This window comes from uncultured Roseicyclus sp., assembly GCF_937892565.1.
In the GTDB taxonomy this organism is placed as follows: Bacteria; Pseudomonadota; Alphaproteobacteria; order Rhodobacterales; family Rhodobacteraceae; genus Roseicyclus.
Genome location: NZ_CALAHQ010000036.1, coordinates 1 through 16,032 on the forward strand (window position 1 = coordinate 1; position 16,032 = coordinate 16,032).

The window sequence follows — 16,032 nt, forward strand, 5'->3', positions numbered from 1 at the left end:
CTAGCGCATGATCGGGCGTCTTGTCCGCGCCAGCCCAAACCAGATCCCCATGCCCAGGATCGCAAGAGCGGGGGTTGTCACGGGCGACCACATCAGCACCACGAAGGGTTCCCACCAGCGCCAATCATCGCGAAAAGCGCCGCGGTGGCTTGAGGCGATGCCGACAAGCGACCAAAGATATTCTGCCAGCCAGACCGGGGCCGCAATCGCCCAACGCATCTGCCCGCTGACCCAGATCGCTCCGATCCCCCAAAACAGCATGGCCGCCCCCAGGGCCTTGGCGATCTGAGCGGTGATGATGGTTCCAAGGGTGACGCAAGGCACCTCGGGGCAGGGCGCCGACGCGGCGGCGATCAGATCATGACCCGATGGCCCAAAGCTGAGCCATTCATGCGCCAAGAGCACCACCAAGAGGCTCAGCGCCCCCCAAACGCCCAGCACGGCACCGGCGCGGACCCGGCCAGCCCCGCCGGACGCGCCCATCACCCGCCCGTATGGCTCATGTGGCGGGTCATCTGACCGGCGACAGACTGCCGGGAATAGTCGAAATCATGACCCTTGGGCTTGCGCGCGATGGCCGCGCGAATGGCTTGTTCCAGCACCCCATCCGCGTCCGATGCGCGCAAGGGCGCGCGCAGATCGGCCATATCCTCCTGACCAAGGCACATGTACAACTCGCCCGTGCAGGTCAGCCGCACCCGGTTGCAGCTTTCGCAGAAGTTATGCGTGAGCGGCGTGATAAAGCCGATCTTCTGGCCGGTCTCCTCCAGCCGCACATAGCGCGCAGGCCCGCCCGTGCGCTCGGCCAGATCGGTCAGCGTGAACCGTTCGGCCAGCCGCCCCCGCAGATCCTTGAGCGACCAATACTGATCCAGCCGGTTCTCATTGCCCAGATCGCCCATCGGCATGACCTCGATAAAGGTCAGGCCCATCTCGCGCGCGGCGCACCAGCTTTGCAGATCGAACAGTTCCGTTTCGTTGAACCCCTTGAGCGCGACCGCGTTGATCTTGACCTTGAGCCCCGCCTTTTGTGCCGCATCGATCCCGTCGAGCACTTGCGCCAAGCGGCCCCAACGCGTGATCGCGGCGAATTTCGCGTCATCGAGCGTATCGAGCGAAACATTGATCCGCCGCACGCCGGCATCATGAAGTTCACCCGCGAAACGCGCCAATTGGCTGCCGTTGGTGGTCAGCGTCAATTCCTTGAGCCTGCCGCTGTCCAGATGCCGGGTCATGGCGCGGAAAAACGTCATGATATCGCGCCGCACCAAAGGCTCTCCGCCCGTGATGCGCAGCTTTTCCACCCCCAGCCGCACAAAGGCCGAACACAACCGATCCAGTTCTTCGAGCGTCAGAAGTTCCTTCTTGGGCAGAAAGGTCATGGTCTCTGACATGCAATAGACACAGCGGAAATCGCAGCGGTCAGTGACAGACACCCGCAGATAGCTGATCGCGCGCTGAAACGGGTCGATAAGGGGGCTGGTCGTTGTCATGAACGCAAGCTAAGCGGCAAGCGCTGCAAGGGCAAGATGCCTTGCGACGGCGGTTGAAGCCGCCCTTGAATGACCCTAGGTTGGCCGCCATGAAGAAAATCCTTTTCCTTTTTGCCCCGATCCTGCTGACCGCCTGCGTGGGCGTGCCGGGCGTGATGCGCCCCAAAGAGCCGCCGCTTGTGATCGAGCCTGTGACGGCCGGCGGGCCGGTCGATGTTGCGACCGATCCGACAGTGTCGGCCTCCACCCAACCCCAAAGCGAGGGTCGCTTTCTTGGCTTCAGCGTGACGACCATCGGGGATGTGACCCTGCCGGGCCTGTGGTTGGAAACGCCCCTTGTGCGCACCGAAACCACAGGCCGCGTCGTGGCCGAGAACGGACGCCAGATCGATGTGATGCTGCGCCCCACGGGGGGGGCGCGCGGGTCCGGGTCGCGGCTGTCCTTGGCCGGGTTCACCACCCTTGGCATCGCGCTGGATGCGCGGCCCACCCTGACCGTCATCGGCGATGTCTGAACTGCCTGATCGGCGCGTGTTCTTGCGGCGCGCCGACTGGGATGAGCTTGGCGCGCACTTTCGCTGGCGGGTGCCTGAACGGCTCAACATCGCGCATCTGTGCTGTGACAGCTGGGCTGCGGTCGCACCTGACCGCGTGGCCGTGATCCATCGCGCCACGACCGGCGATCGGCAGCTCTGGACCTATGGGCAGCTCAAGCGTGCCTCCGATGCGCTGGGCTGTGCGCTTGCGGCGCGCGGCGTCGGCCGTGGCGACCGGGTCGCGGTCTTGTTGCCGCAACATCCGGCGGCGCTGATCACCCATTTTGCCGCGATGAAGCTTGGGGCGGTCTCGTTGCCGCTGTTCACGCTGTTTGGCGGTGATGCGCTGCGCTACCGCTTGGCCGATTCAGGGGCGCGCGCGATTGTCACCGATGCGGCGACGCTCGACCGGATCATGGCGCTGGCGCCGGATCTGCCCGATCTGACGATGATCATCGTCATCGGCCCCTCTGTGGCGCCGGTTTTGTCTTTCGAGGCGCTGATCACCGGCCCCGCAGACCTGACGCTGGTCGATACCCATGCCGATGATCCGGCGGTGATGATCTACACCTCCGGCACCACCGGTGATCCCAAGGGCGTGCTGCATGCGCATCGGTTCTTGCTCGGTCATCTGCCCTGCATGGAGCTGAGCCAGGATTTCTTTCCCCAGCCCGGTGCCATCGGCTGGACCCCGGCCGATTGGGCATGGATCGGCGGCTTGATGGACATGGCATTGCCATGCCTCTATTACGGCGTGCCGCTGGTGGCGCAACGCTTGCCGAAATTCGACCCGGACGCAGCCTTTCGCCTGATGGCCGATGAGCGCGTCACCAATGCGTTCATCCCGCCCACAGCCTTGCGCCTGATGCGGCAGGCAAACCCGCCGCCCTCCATCGCCTTGCGTGCCATCGGTTCAGGGGGCGAGGCGCTGGGCGCCGATCTTCTGGATTGGGGCCCTGCACGCCTTGGCTGCCCGATCAATGAATTCTACGGCCAGACCGAGGCCAACCTGGTCGTGGCCTCTGTCTCGGGCATGATGGCGCGGGTGCCGGGCGCCATGGGCCTGCCGGTGCCCGGGCATCAGGTCAGCCTGCGCGATGCGACGGGCGAGGTCGGCATCGGCGCGGTGGGCGAGGTGTGCATCCGCGCCCCTGATCCGGTGATGTTTCTGCGCTATTGGAACAAGCCCGCGGCGACGGCGCAGAAACTGGCGGATGGCTGGCTTCGGACGGGCGATCTGGCCACGCGCGATGCCTCGGGCCAGATCACCTTTCACGCCCGTGACGATGACATCATCACCTCGGCCGGCTATCGGATCGGCCCGGTCGAGATCGAACAGGCATTGGCGACCCATCCCGACGTGGTCATGGCCGCCGTGGTGGGGGCCCCCGATCCGGTCCGCACCGAGATCGTCGTGGCGCATGTCGTCTTGCGCGAGGGTGCGGATTGGTCAGGCATGGAGACCGCGCTCCAGGCGCTGGTGCGCGCGCGCGTCTCGGCCCATTGCGTGCCACGTCGCGTGATCCGGGCCGACAGCCTGCCCATGACGGCGACCGGCAAGATCATGCGCCGTGCGCTCCGATCCCATCCCTGAGCCCATCTTTGCTTTTGAAATACTCTCGGGCGAGCGCGAGGGGGCAGACAGCCCCCTTGCACGGGTCGCCCGTGTCAACGGGCGAAACCCCTCACTTGTCCATCGACCGCCGGATCGCGCCGATGCTCCACCAGACTGCCAGCACCACAGGCAGAACCGCCATTGCGGTCAGAAATGTCTTGGATATGGCCAGCATCTCGGTCAGGGGGCCCAGCAAATAGACCACAAGGTTGACCGCATAATAGCTGATCGCCACCACCGACAGCCCCTCGACAGTCTTTTGCAGGCGCAATTGCAGATCGGCGCGCCGGTCCATGCTTTCCAGCAGCGCCTGATTCTGCGCCGAGCGATCCACATCGACGCGCGTGCGCAACAGGTCGCCCGCACGGATCGCACGCTCTGTCATCGACAACAGCCGCCGCTCGGTTGCCTTGATGGTGCGCATGGCGGGGTCATAGCGGCGCATCATGAATTCGCCGAATGTCTGGCGGCCCAGGAACCGCTCTTCGCGCAGCACTTCGATGCGCTGATTGACCAGCGCCTCATAGGCCCCCGTCGCGCCGAAGCGAAACGCGCTTTCGGTCTGAAGCTTTTCAAGCTCGGCCGCGATCGCCAAAAGCCGCCCCAGCGTTTCGTCGGGCCGGGCCAGATCGCCGGTCATGTCGCCCACGATCTGCACCAGGCTTTCGTCCATTTCGCCCATGCGGCCGGAAATGCTGCGCGACAGCGGCAGGCCCAGCATCGACATCGCCTTGTAGGTTTCGATCTCGCAGATGCGCTGAACCACGCGCCCGATCCGCCGGCTGCCCGTATCGGACCGGCAAAACACGGCAAATCGCATGTGGCCATTGCTGTCGATGCGAAAATCCCCCGCCACCACGGCGGTCCGGTCCAGCACATGGCTGACCGCAAGGCTTTCGGGGACCATCCACTCATTCAACCGGTTGGCGATCGCGCGATCATCATCTGGCGCGATTTCCACCCGAATGTGGGCCGAGGTGATGCGCACACCCGGCGCGCGTGCCAGCCAATCCTCGGGAAAGGCCTCCCAGCTGGCGGGGTCAAAGGGGCGCTCGCCGTTCGAGGGCAGAAACGCGGTATAGGTCACGAATTCCGTGTGTTGTTCCCATTTCAGCCGAAACTTGCCCAGATCGCCAAAATAATGCGTGGCATCGGGGGCGGGGTGATCGGCGCCAAACCGATCCAGAAGCGCCAGAAGATGCGCCCGGTCCAAGCCGCGGTCCCGTTTGGCTGCATCCTTGGGCTGCTTGATGGCAACATAGATAGCCTGTGCGGGGGCGCTGATGTTGGGAAAGGGGCGCGCGTGCAGCTCATTGGCAAGCCAATAGCGCAATGGGTGATCTTCGAGCGGCATCCGTGCGGCTCCTTGCAAGGGTCGAGCGGGGACATAACCCATGTTGCGCTCTTGTAAACCGAAAAAACGCTGCAAAAATCAAGGTTTGTCTGAATGCAGCTGCATACGGTCCGATGCAAGCCTCGGACAAATCTTGAAAAACATGCGGCATCGCAGCATCTCTGGCATGAGTTTGGCAGCCTGTGACACGGTGCCAAAGCTGTCTTTCCCCGCCAGCTTGGCCTTGCGGATGGCGGGGATGGCAAGTATCGAAAACGGTATTCCATTGTATGCGTAATAAAGTGTCGTGCGGCCCCAGTTGTAGAGCGCGCGCTGTGTTGCTATGGGGCGGGCTGACACGGCCATGTCAAAGAGGGGATGACAGTGAAAATAGGCGCTCCGAAAGAGATCGAGCCGGGCGAAGCACGGGTGGCGATGACGCCCGACAGCGCGCTCCAGCTGCAAAAGCTAGGCTATGACTGCGTGATTGAATCCGGCGCGGGTGCGGCTGCAGGCTTTACCGATGCGGCCTACAAGGCTGCGGGCGTCGAAGTGGTGAAAACCGCAGCCGCGCTGTGGAAGGCCGCCGACATCGTCGCCAAGGTGCGCCCGCCAACAGCCGCCGAGGCCAAGAAGCTGCGCGAGGGTCAGCTGTTGATCTCGTTCTTCTGGCCCGGCCAGAATGCGGATTTGATGGAAACCGCGAAATCGGCTGGCGCCAATGTCATCGCGATGGACATGGTCCCGCGCATCAGCCGCGCACAAAAGATGGACGCGCTGTCCTCCATGGCCAATATCGTGGGCTACCGCGCGGTGATCGAGGCGGGCAACAATTTCGGCCGCTTCTTCACCGGTCAGGTGACGGCGGCGGGCAAGGTGCCGCCGGCCAAGGTGCTGGTCGTGGGTGCGGGTGTGGCGGGTCTTGCCGCCATCGGCACCGCGACTTCGCTGGGTGCCATCACCTATGCCTTCGACGTGCGCCCCGAAGTGGCCGAACAGATCGAATCGATGGGTGCGCAATTCGTGTTCCTTGAGTTTTCGGCCGATGAATTGCCCGATGGCGCCGCGACGGGTGGCTATGCGCCCCCCCAAAGCCCCGAGTTTCAGGCCAAGCAGCTTGCGAAATTCCGCGAGATTGCGCCCGAGATGGACATCGTGATCACCACCGCGCTGATCCCCGGCCGCCCCGCGCCGGTGCTCTGGACCCGCGACATGGTCGAGGCGATGAAGCCCGGTTCGGTCATCATCGATCTGGCGGCCGAGCGTGGCGGCAACTGTGAATTGACGCGCGCCGATGAGCGCGTCGTGTCCGACAATGGTGTGGTGATCATCGGCTATACCGATTTCCCAAGCCGGATGGCCGCGCAGGCGTCCACGCTTTATTCCACCAACATCCGCCACATGATGGCCGACCTGACGCCTGGCAAGGACGGCACGGTCAACCACAATATGGAAGATGACGTGATCCGGGGGGCCACCGCCGTTTTTGGAGGCGCGATCACCTATCCGCCGCCGCCGCCCAAGATCGCGGCCATCGCGGCGGCGTCGAAAAAGGAAAAGCCCAAGGAACTGACGCCCGAAGAAAAGCGTGCAAAAGAAGTGGCGGACTTCAAGGCACAGACCAAGAACCAGATCATGCTGCTGTCAATCGGTGGTGCGCTGGTCTTGGGCGTGGGGCTGATCGCGCCCGCCAGCTTCATGCAGCATTTCATCGTTTTCGTGCTGTCGGTCTTTATCGGATTTCAGGTCATCTGGAATGTGGCCCACAGCTTGCACACGCCGCTGATGGCGGTCACGAACGCAATCTCGTCGATCATCATTCTGGGCGCCCTGATGCAGATCGGCTCAAGCTCGGTCCTGATCACGATTCTGGCGGCGCTGGGCATTTTCATGGCCTCCGTAAACATCTTCGGTGGTTTCCTTGTGACACGGCGCATGCTCGCCATGTTCCAGAAATCTTGAGCGGGCAGGGGTAGGATAGATGGATTTCGGATTCACCATTGCGGCCTATGCGGTCGCGGGCGTTCTTTTCATCCTCTCGCTCGGCGGTTTGTCCGGGCAGGAAAGCGCCAAGCGCGCGGTCTGGTACGGCATCGCGGGCATGGCGCTTGCCGTTGCCGCGACCCTGATCGGGCCGGGGTCGGGGCTGTGGCTGATGTCGCTGATCTTGATCGCGGCGGGCGCGGGCGTGGGCTATCAGCTGGCCACCCGGGTCCAGATGACACAGATGCCCGAGCTTGTGGCAATCATGCATTCGCTGGTCGGTCTGGCGGCGGTGTTCGTGGGCTTTAACGCCCATATCGAACTGGTGCGCGTGGGCGAGGTTCTGGGCGCCGCCGGCATGGCCTTTCCCCAGCCCGAGGGGCCATTGGCCACCCCGGTCTATGAGTTGATCGGCACGCTGTCGAATTTCGCGGCGCTTCTGGCCAAGAAAACGGCGGTCGAGGTCGGGATCTTGCGGGTCGAGCTGGTGCTTGGCATCTGGATCGGTGCCGTGACCTTTACCGGATCGGTCATTGCCTATGGCAAGCTGGCGGGCCGTGTGGATAGCGTGGCCAAGCAATTGCCGGGCGGCCATATGCTCAATGCCGGGGCGGCGGCGGCGTCGCTCGCTCTGGCGGCGATGTATCTGGGCGGTGCGGGTGGCTGGACGCTGGTGGTGCTGACGCTGCTGGCGTTGTTCATCGGCTACCATCTGATCATGGGCATCGGCGGCGCCGACATGCCGGTGGTGGTCTCGATGCTCAACAGCTATTCGGGCTGGGCGGCAGCGGCGATCGGCTTTTCGCTTGGCAATGATTTGCTCATCGTGGTGGGGGCGCTGGTCGGCTCGTCCGGTGCGATCTTGTCCTACATCATGTGCAAGGCGATGAACCGCAGCTTCGTGTCCGTCATTCTGGGCGGCTTTGGCGGGGCCAAGGGCGAACAGCAGGCGATCGAGGGCGAACAGATCGCCATCGACAGCGACGGTGTGGCCGCTGCCCTGAACGATGCCGACAGCGTGGTGATCGTGCCGGGCTATGGCATGGCGGTGGCGCAAGCGCAGCAATCGGTCAGCGAGTTGACCCGCAAGCTGCGCGCGGCGGGCAAGACCGTGCGCTTTGCCATCCATCCCGTCGCGGGGCGTTTGCCGGGGCACATGAACGTGCTTCTGGCAGAAGCCAAGGTGCCCTATGACATCGTGCTGGAGATGGACGAGATCAACGAGGATTTCCCGTCAACGGATGTGGTGATCGTCATCGGCTCGAACGACATCGTGAACCCGGCAGCCCAAGACGACCCCAACAGCCCCATCGCCGGCATGCCGGTGCTTGAGGTGTGGAAGGCCAAGCAGGTGTTCGTGTCCAAGCGCGGCCAAGGCACGGGCTATTCGGGCATCGAAAACCCGCTGTTCTTCAAGGACAACACGCGGATGTTTTATGGCGACGCCAAGAAAAGCCTTGATGAATTGCTGCCCAAGATCGCCTGATCTGACCGCAGCGCCGCAAAAAGGCCCCCGGAGACGGGGGCCTTTTTCGTTTCGGGCTGATCTCAGGGCCTGTGTTGGGCCGCAGCCGAGAGATCCGTGAAAATGCGGCGCAATTCATCGGGCGGTAAATCCTTGCGCCGATCATCGGTCAGGTGATCTGGCGACCAGATCAGGCTTTGGGCGGGGTCATGCAGCATCGCCCAATCCGCGAAAAGCCGCGCCGACACCGGGTCGGTGACATGCAGCCGGACATCGAGATGGCGATCATCGCGGCGGATGCGATCATAGGCGGCGCGAACCACAGGGCCGGGGCCTTCCAGCAGTTGCAGGTAAATGTCGCGCCGACAAATCAGCGCCCCGGTGATCCCATCGCGCTGATTGCCCTGTCGGGCCTGCAGCAAGATGCCCGACAGCGTTGCCTCGTCATAGCCAAAGGGGCGAGAGGAATAGATGATCTGGATAAGGTCGGAAATGGCAAAGGCTCCTGTGCCGGGCCGGTCGCGCCAAAGGGCGCGCCATCAAGCGGGCATGCGCACAGGTTACGCTAAACGCCGCCCCTTGTCGCCGCAATAGCATCGGCACAGCACCCGGGCATGGCTCTATTTGGTCAAGATCAGCTTTCCCGCCCGCGTGATGCGCAGCTGATAGGCCTTGTCGTCGAGCAAGATCATCGCCGTACCCTCGCCATTGACCAGCCGTCTGGCATCATAGGCCGGTTGGCCGGAGTGTGGCGGTTGGCTGTGGCCTTTTTCGGCGCTCTCGGTGATCTGTCCGTGATAGCTCATGCTGGGCCCTCCGATCCAGGTTTGTGCAGGTGGTGACATGGAAAGTCTGACAAAAAGAATCGGAATAGTCAATTCCCGATTTTTTCAGTCAGGAATTTTGCCCCGCGCAGCCGGGCGCCGCGCCAGTTCGGCGATCCGCGCGGCCAGCTCTGCGCGAATGGGCCCGGGCCGAGGTGCATCGCGCAGCGTGGTGAACCAAGCCTCGGGCGGGGCGCGTCCGGCTTGCGGGGGCTTGTCCCAGCGCAACGCCCGCAATACCGCTTCGGCCGCCTCGGGCAGGCGTTCGGGAATGTCGTGGCCGTTCAGCCTGGCCCAGACCCCGGTCCAGAGCCGACCGACCGACCAAGGGTTGTAGCCGCCGCCCCCCAGCACCAACAGACGCGGGCAGCCCAGCACCATCAATGCGGCGATTACATCCCAATGGGCATTGTTCGACAGGCACAAGCGCGACAGCGGATCCTCGGTCACCGCATCGGCCCCGCATTGCAGCACGATGGCATCGGGCGCAAATCCCGACAGCGCCGGCAAGATCAACCGGTCGCGGATCGCCGCCATTTCGCTGTCGTTCAGCCCGGCCGGCACCGGCAGGTTCAGGCAATTGCCACCGCCATCATCATCCAGCGCCCCGGTAAACGGCCAGCGCTTTTCCTCGTGCACCGACAGCAGCAGCGTCTGGCCGTCGCCCGCCAGGCCATGTTGCACGCCGTCCATGTGATGGGCGTCGATGTCGACATAAGCGATCTTGGCCGCCCCCGCGCGGCGCAACGACAAGATCGCCAGAACCGGGTCGTTGAGGTAGCAAAACCCGCCCGCCCGGTCAGGAAAGCCATGATGCGTGCCGCCGCCGGGGTGGTAGATCACGCCGCCTTGGGCCAGCAATTCCCCCGCCAGAAGCGCCGCCCCCGCCCCGGTTGCCGGGCGGCGATACATCTGGGGAAAGACCGGGTTGGCCAGCGTGCCCAGAGCGTGGCGGGTGCGCACGGCATCGCTGACCGCCTGATCGGCTTCGGCCTTTGCAAGGGCCTCGGCATAGGCGTGGGTGTGCCAGATCGTCAGCGCCTCGGGCTTGGCGCGGGGGCTGGTGCGGTATTGATCGTATCCCAGCCAGCCCATGGCCCGCGACAGATCCATCACGGTCGACACACGCGGCACCCGCAACGGGTGCCCGGCACCATAGCTTGACCCGCGATAGATTTCGGACCCAAAGAAAAGCGGTTTGCTCACGCGCCCAAAAGCGCCTCGATCTCGCGGCGGATGCGGGGGCTGGTGGGTCGTGTGTTCGAGCCGAAACTTTGCGTCATCCGGCCTTCGCCATCCAGGAGCACCTTGTTGAAATTCCAACCCGGCTCAAAGCCATAACGGGTCCGCAGCCATTGGAAAAACGGATGCGCATTTGCGCCCCGGACCGAAGTGATCGTGGTCATCGGCAGCGTCAGGTTGAAATTCAGCTCGCAAAACTCGGCCACGGCGGCATCGCTGGCCAGTTCCTGACTGAAATCATCCGACGGCACAGCCAGCACGACCAACCCGCGCGGCCCGTATTCCTCGTGCAGCGCCTGAAGTTCGTCATATTGATCGGTGTAGCCACACAGCGAGGCGGTGTTGACCACCAAGATGGGTTGCCCGCGCCAATCACCCAGATCGTAGCGCCCGCCATCGATTGAATCGAAGCCAAACCCCGCTTGGGCTTGCGCGCGCGCGGCAAAGGGCAATGTGGCCAGGGCTGCGATCAAGCTGCGGCGGTGCATCACGGCGGTCTCCGGTCGGATGATGGGGAGGTATAGCGCGCCATCGGGGTGTCAAGCGGGGCTTTGCAAAGCCATGCCTTGCGTGCGATAACCCGCTGCCATGACCCGAAAGCCCGCCCCCATGCAGCCACCCTTGCGCATTGCCGCCGCCGTAAAACGCGAGACGCGCACCCAATTTGCTGCGCTGCCGTATCGCATCAAGAAAAAGGGACAGGTCGATGTGATGCTGATCTCGTCGCTGGACACGGGTCGCTGGATCATTCCCAAGGGTTGGCCGATGGACGGCATGCGCCCGGCCGAGGCCGCCGCTCAGGAGGCATGGGAAGAGGCTGGCTTGCGCGGGCGTGTGTTCGACGATGTGCTGGGGCTTTATTCCTATTCGAAATTTCTTGACGAGGATTTGTCGATCCCGTGCATCGTGGTGGTTTTTCCCCTTGAAGTGGCGCATGAGGATGCCGCTTTTCCCGAGGCCGGAAAGCGCAAGATAAAGTGGATGAGCCGCAAAAAGGCCGCGTTGCGCGTGGATGAGCCGGAACTGAAGCAGATCATCGCCGCCTTTGATCCCGAGCGGCTTGGATGAGCGCGCCGCTTGAACCCGTGACAAAGCCGAATATCTTGCACGCATCATGATACGCTATTGCCTGAAATGCACCGATGGCCACAGCTTCGACAGCTGGTTTCAATCCGCCGATGCCTTTGACACGCTGGTGGCAAAGGGGATGGTGTCTTGCGCCATCTGTGGTGGCAGCGCCATCACCAAGGCGCTGATGGCGCCCCGCGTTGCGGTGCATGATGCGCCCACCACCACCGCTGTTGCCGCGCCCGAGGGCATATTACCGTCGCGCCCCTTGTCGACGCCGACCCATCCCGCGGAACAGATGTTGCGCGCCATGCGGCAGCATCTGGCGCAAAATTCCACCTATGTGGGCGGCCGCTTCGCCGATGAGGCGCGCGCCATGCACCAAGGCGAAACCGAAGAGCGCATGATCCACGGTGAGGCCAAACCCGACGAGGCGCGCGCCCTGATCGAAGAGGGCATTCCCATCGCGCCCTTGCCGTTCATTCCGCCCGATAAGGCCAACTGAACGCGCCCGTCACAGGTCCGGTCCCCATGGCGTGCAGTTCCGCCGCCTCGCGGGCATCACGCGCGGCTTCAAGCCGGGCAAGGGATTGGGCCATGATCCGGGCGATTTCGGCATCCGGCATGCCGCGCGCGCGCAACTCTGCCACCCGGCGTTTGCCTTGGGGTGGCAGCGGTTGCACAAAGAGCAACCCGTCGAGAGCGGCCAGCGGCACCTCGGCGGCCTGTGCCAGCGCGCCCATGCGCGCCGCAAAGCCGGGGGTTGTGCGCAACTCGGCCAGCCGCCGTGCATGCCAGTCGATGCTGGCATCAAGCAACCGCTTCAGGGTCTTGTCCTGCAACCAGCAATCCACCAGACCATCGACCCAGCCCGACCAGCGCAAAAGCCCCAAATGCGGGTCTTCGTTGCGGTCGAAGATCGCGAAATATGTGGCGTCGTATTTGTCGGGCTTGCAGTTCACATTGCCCCGGTCGCCACGCAAGACATAGGCCTCGCGGCTTTGGACGGCGAAATGCGCGACCTCGGCCAGATCATAGCCCACCGTCGCTGCTGATCCGCGCCAGCCATCCGCCAGAAAACTGGGCGGCATCGGCGCGCCCGAGCCGTTCACCCATTGCAGCCCACGGTCCTGCGCGCCGCGCAAGCCAGGCCGGTGAATGCCCAGCGTCATGCCCGCTGAGGGGCGAAACAGCGTCTTGACCCCCCAGCCCCGGCGAAAATCATCCCGCGCCCCGCATGTGAATTGGATCAAGATCGGGTCGGGCGACCAATCGCTGCGCCCGTTTGATCCCATGATCCGCCAAGTGACCGCCACCCCATCCGTCCCGTCGGGACAGGCCGCCAAAAGCGCGGGCAGCGTGCCATCGCCGGTCTTGATATGCAGGAATTCGTCGCCATCCATCACCATCAGCCAATCGGCATCCATGATGGCGCGGTTGCGCTGTGCAAGGCCCAGCGCATGGGGTTGCGGCTTGCGGCCCGGCGGCACCGGGTTGCGGATGTGGTGGCACAGCCCCATCGCCTCCAGCCGGTCCAGCATCGCATCGGTCCCATCGCGGCAGTCATTGCTATAGACCCAGACCGCGTCGAACCCGATCAGCCGATGATAGGCCAGCCATTCCACAAGCCGCGGACCTTCGTCCTTCATCATCGTGATGAGTCCAAAGCCTGCCATCAGTAATTGATGTAGTGGCTTTGGATCACTGGGTTCGGCGGCCCGTTGCGGTGCTTTTTCCGGACCACGTAAAAGAGAAGCTGCGGCACACTAAAGCGGTGCTCGGCACCCCGGGGGCGATTGGTCGGGTCGGGCACCCGCGCCGCGCGTTCAGTCCCTTTGCGCGACATGGTCCAGCAGCCCAAGACCTCATAGCCCAATGAGGCATGCCAATATCGCCATGGAATATCCGGGCCGATTTGGTAAAAGCCGTGACCATACCACCCATCCGTGCCAACGCAGGACACGAATATGCCGTCGCGCTTGAGCATAGCATCGATGTTGCGAAAGCTCTGCGCGATGTCAAAGACATGCTCGGTTGTGCCGCCGTCATAGATCAGCGCGAACTTGTCCTTCAGGTCATCGCCTACCGGTTCGGACAGGTCATGCACATATTGCGCCCCTTCGATCGCTGAAAAATCAAGGCTTTCAAGAGGTGGCCAGCCGATCGTCTGGAGAAAGGACTCACAAAACCCGTCCTCTTGAAACAAGGTTTCAGGCGTTGCCGTGATGCCATGCCGTGCGAGCTTTTTGATCAGCCGTTCGGTCCAACCGGGCGGGTTGAAGTGCATCTTTTGTCGGCCCAGCATGACGCCGCCCTCGCAGCCCTTCACCACTGGCGCGATATAGGCCAGTTGCAGCGCGATATTGATGCTGATGCCCATATGCCTTGGTCCTTTCTGTCATTTAGGTTGAACTGCCAACGCCTTTTGTCTGGATCAACCTGCGCGGGCCCGTGCCGCTTGTGGCGATGTTGGGCGCGCAAACGATCCAGGACTGCGCCATGAGGGTCACTCTTCGATCGTCGCGGTCGTGGTGGTTGCATCAGGCGCTGGCACATCGAAAATGCGGCGGACACGTTTGACACCGACTTGTGCTTTCAGCCCCTCGTAACCGTCATTGGCCAGCCCCGCCTCCTCGAGCACCTCCCACTTGCGGTAATGGACAGCCGTGATCGTCGGACGTCGCCGGAAGGTCTTGCCGCGCAAGCGACCACCCAGAATGCAATGGTCGTCTTCTGACAACTCGTTCCAAGCCAGCCCTGCCCGTGCAATCGCGACCGGCAAGCTGATCTGATCAAGATAGGGGCGGCGGAACGCGGCAAGCGCGCCGACCCCGTCCAGATGCTGGGCTGTTTCCATCCACGTGTCTGCGAAAGCGCTGTCTTGCGGGAACAAGACGAAGCCCGACGAAAAATAGGGCACCATCGGGCGACGGCGGTCGCGCATCAAGGTGATGCGCGCGTCGGGTACCGGCAGATCAAAGCTGCCATAAACCGTCTCCCAAAGATCGTCGGGTGCCCATTGGATCGACGCCGCAGGCGAGCAGGTCACATGGCCGGGTACCAGCAGGCGCGTCACATCATGTGGCTGCAACACCAAGATATCGCTATCCATGAAGCCACCCCATGCGGTGTCGCGTTTCTGCTGGCAGGCGATGATCTTGTTGCCATGCGGATATTCCGGCGCAAACAGACCCTCTGTCGGCATCGGGCGCACCTCGCAGCGCATACGGCGCAACGTTTCGGTCACGGCCGGGTCAAGCGCCTCCATGCGGTGGGCGGGGCAATAGCCGACAAGCAAGATTTCCGGGTCAAGATGCCGGCGGATCGAGGCCGCAAGATAGCACGCGATATACTGGTACATCGGTGGTTCTACGATGAAAAACAGCGTGATCGTGGGCTTCATGCTTCGCCCCTCACTCTTCCAGGGCGGCGGTGGGGGCGATGCCGAACTCTTGGCACATTCTTGAAATGTAGGAGTTTTCGAGGGGGGGGTTGCGGCGCCACCAGGGTTTGGTGCCGTTGGTGTAGAGGTGGACGGAGACGGTCGCGTTGGTAAACCAACCCTCAACACGGCCATGGGGATCGAAAAAGATATCGTTGAGCTGGAACGGCACGGGGTAGAGCACATCGGGGGTCATCGCGCGGGCGGCATCGCCGGTTTGCTGGGCAAACCATGTGAAGGCCTGCGGGCCAAAGGCCGTGCGCTCGGTGCGGTAGATCTTGACCGCATGGGGGGCATCCTTTTGTTTTTCCATGCGTTTGCGCTGCTGCTTGTTCCACCAGGGCGGGCAGTCGGGCAGGTTGTCGTAATAGTCGAGCAACTGGTCCATCAGCGCGCAATCGCGCGGCAGACCCACCACCCCGCAATTGAGCGCGCCGCGCAGACCGTGGCCGGCAAAAATCCAGTCCCAGTCGTCGGGAAAGGGTTTGTGGCAAAGCGCGTCGCAGTCGATCCAGATCGCACCTGTGGCGCGTATCATCTTGTAACGAAACACATTTGACAGGAACGAGGCCGAGGTTTCCTCGACGATGTCCATGGGGATATCCATGATCTCGGAGGCCGGGCGCACCACGACCCCCCGGGGCGCGTTTTGCACCGCATGGGTGCAGTACAGCGTCACCGGATGGCCATGGCGAAGGTGAGAGGCAAGGCATAACTGGTTGAGATATTGCAGCTTTTCCCCAATCCAGAGGGAAGCCACAGGTCGCCGGTTCAGCTCCACTCTACTGCCTTTCTTGCCATGGCGCGGATGGCCCTTGATCTTTCGTTGACTGTTTTTCTCTTAATTCCTAATATTTGGCAAAGGTTTTCGCACCCTGCGCGCGCCGGTGTGGCCGGGATGCCGGGGTTAACCCTTGGGCACTGCGGGGCGGGCAGAGGCCACGGGGCAGGCGGCGGCCCTGTCGGGATGGGGTACACAGGGCGTACACACCCCGTACATACGCGGTTTGCGCACAGATGGGGTGGGGGAG

18 protein-coding genes are annotated in these 16,032 nt (G+C 63.1%); 6 read left to right on the forward strand and 12 right to left on the reverse strand.

The window, feature by feature from the left end; translation table 11 throughout:
* Together Q0094_RS05410 and moaA are read right to left on the reverse strand one after the other, a co-directional pair.
* Window positions 1-483 (reverse strand): hypothetical protein, encoded by a 483-nt coding sequence (locus tag Q0094_RS05410; protein ID WP_297616053.1) that lies wholly within the window; start codon window positions 481-483, stop codon window positions 1-3.
* A complete protein-coding gene (gene moaA / locus Q0094_RS05415; protein WP_297616055.1) occupies window positions 483-1,493 on the reverse strand; it encodes a GTP 3',8-cyclase MoaA in 1,011 nt (336 codons plus the stop codon). The genes Q0094_RS05410 and moaA overlap by 1 nt, the downstream gene beginning before the upstream one ends.
* A gap of 89 nt (window positions 1,494-1,582) precedes the next feature.
* Between moaA and Q0094_RS05420 the strand changes: the two genes are divergently transcribed.
* Window positions 1,583-2,008 (forward strand): hypothetical protein, encoded by a 426-nt coding sequence (locus tag Q0094_RS05420; RefSeq protein ID WP_297616057.1) that lies wholly within the window; start codon window positions 1,583-1,585, stop codon window positions 2,006-2,008.
* A complete protein-coding gene (locus tag Q0094_RS05425) occupies window positions 2,001-3,623 on the forward strand; it encodes an AMP-binding protein (protein ID WP_297616059.1) in 1,623 nt (540 codons plus the stop codon). Before Q0094_RS05420 ends, Q0094_RS05425 begins: the two co-directional genes overlap by 8 nt.
* Window positions 3,624-3,714: 91 nt before the next feature.
* On the opposite strand, the gene Q0094_RS05430 is transcribed toward Q0094_RS05425, so the two are convergent.
* The gene (locus Q0094_RS05430) at window positions 3,715-4,998 is read right to left on the reverse strand and encodes a DUF3422 family protein (protein ID WP_297616062.1); all 1,284 of its coding nucleotides are present in this window, start codon (window positions 4,996-4,998) and stop codon (window positions 3,715-3,717) included.
* A gap of 78 nt (window positions 4,999-5,076) precedes the next feature.
* Window positions 5,077-5,343 carry a hypothetical protein gene (locus Q0094_RS05435; RefSeq protein WP_297616064.1) on the reverse strand — a complete coding sequence of 89 codons (267 nt, stop codon included), beginning with the start codon at window positions 5,341-5,343 and terminating at the stop codon, window positions 5,077-5,079.
* 18 nt (window positions 5,344-5,361) lie between these two features.
* Between Q0094_RS05435 and Q0094_RS05440 the strand changes: the two genes are divergently transcribed.
* Window positions 5,362-6,939, forward strand: a complete 1,578-nt coding sequence (locus Q0094_RS05440) for a Re/Si-specific NAD(P)(+) transhydrogenase subunit alpha (RefSeq protein WP_297616086.1) — start codon at window positions 5,362-5,364, stop codon at window positions 6,937-6,939.
* A 19-nt stretch (window positions 6,940-6,958) separates the two neighbouring features.
* Complete coding sequence (locus Q0094_RS05445) at window positions 6,959-8,446, forward strand: NAD(P)(+) transhydrogenase (Re/Si-specific) subunit beta (protein ID WP_297616066.1); 1,488 nt, start codon at window positions 6,959-6,961, stop codon at window positions 8,444-8,446.
* A gap of 62 nt (window positions 8,447-8,508) precedes the next feature.
* Here Q0094_RS05445 and Q0094_RS05450 read toward each other — a convergent pair whose 3' ends face one another.
* The 4 genes from Q0094_RS05450 to Q0094_RS05465 form a co-directional block, all read right to left on the reverse strand.
* Window positions 8,509-8,919, reverse strand: coding sequence for a BLUF domain-containing protein (locus tag Q0094_RS05450; RefSeq protein WP_297616088.1), 411 nt, complete (start codon window positions 8,917-8,919; stop codon window positions 8,509-8,511).
* Between the two features lie 126 nt (window positions 8,920-9,045).
* Window positions 9,046-9,231: a hemin uptake protein HemP gene (locus Q0094_RS05455; protein WP_297616068.1), complete on the reverse strand. Its 186-nt coding sequence runs from the start codon at window positions 9,229-9,231 to the stop codon at window positions 9,046-9,048.
* A gap of 84 nt (window positions 9,232-9,315) precedes the next feature.
* Complete coding sequence (locus Q0094_RS05460) at window positions 9,316-10,455, reverse strand: acetoin utilization protein AcuC (RefSeq protein WP_297616070.1); 1,140 nt, start codon at window positions 10,453-10,455, stop codon at window positions 9,316-9,318.
* The gene (locus tag Q0094_RS05465; protein WP_297616072.1) at window positions 10,452-10,979 is read right to left on the reverse strand and encodes a glutathione peroxidase; all 528 of its coding nucleotides are present in this window, start codon (window positions 10,977-10,979) and stop codon (window positions 10,452-10,454) included. Before Q0094_RS05465 ends, Q0094_RS05460 begins: the two co-directional genes overlap by 4 nt.
* A 100-nt stretch (window positions 10,980-11,079) precedes the next feature.
* Between Q0094_RS05465 and Q0094_RS05470 the strand changes: the two genes are divergently transcribed.
* A complete protein-coding gene (locus tag Q0094_RS05470; RefSeq protein WP_297616074.1) occupies window positions 11,080-11,559 on the forward strand; it encodes an NUDIX hydrolase in 480 nt (159 codons plus the stop codon).
* A 46-nt stretch (window positions 11,560-11,605) separates the two neighbouring features.
* Entirely contained in the window at window positions 11,606-12,064 is a 459-nt protein-coding gene (locus Q0094_RS05475; protein WP_297616076.1) for a DUF1178 family protein, read from the forward strand.
* Here the strand turns inward: Q0094_RS05475 and Q0094_RS05480 are convergent.
* From Q0094_RS05480 to Q0094_RS05495, 4 genes are all read right to left on the reverse strand, one after another.
* A complete protein-coding gene (locus tag Q0094_RS05480; RefSeq protein ID WP_297616078.1) occupies window positions 12,039-13,235 on the reverse strand; it encodes a glycosyltransferase family 2 protein in 1,197 nt (398 codons plus the stop codon). The two genes, Q0094_RS05475 and Q0094_RS05480, sit on opposite strands and share 26 nt — an antisense overlap.
* Entirely contained in the window at window positions 13,235-13,939 is a 705-nt protein-coding gene (locus Q0094_RS05485; protein ID WP_297616080.1) for a hypothetical protein, read from the reverse strand. Before Q0094_RS05485 ends, Q0094_RS05480 begins: the two co-directional genes overlap by 1 nt.
* Window positions 13,940-14,065: 126 nt before the next feature.
* A complete protein-coding gene (locus tag Q0094_RS05490) occupies window positions 14,066-14,962 on the reverse strand; it encodes a hypothetical protein (RefSeq protein WP_297616082.1) in 897 nt (298 codons plus the stop codon).
* Between the two features lie 10 nt (window positions 14,963-14,972).
* Entirely contained in the window at window positions 14,973-15,656 is a 684-nt protein-coding gene (locus Q0094_RS05495) for a hypothetical protein (RefSeq protein WP_297616084.1), read from the reverse strand.
* Window positions 15,657-16,032 lie beyond the last annotated feature (376 nt).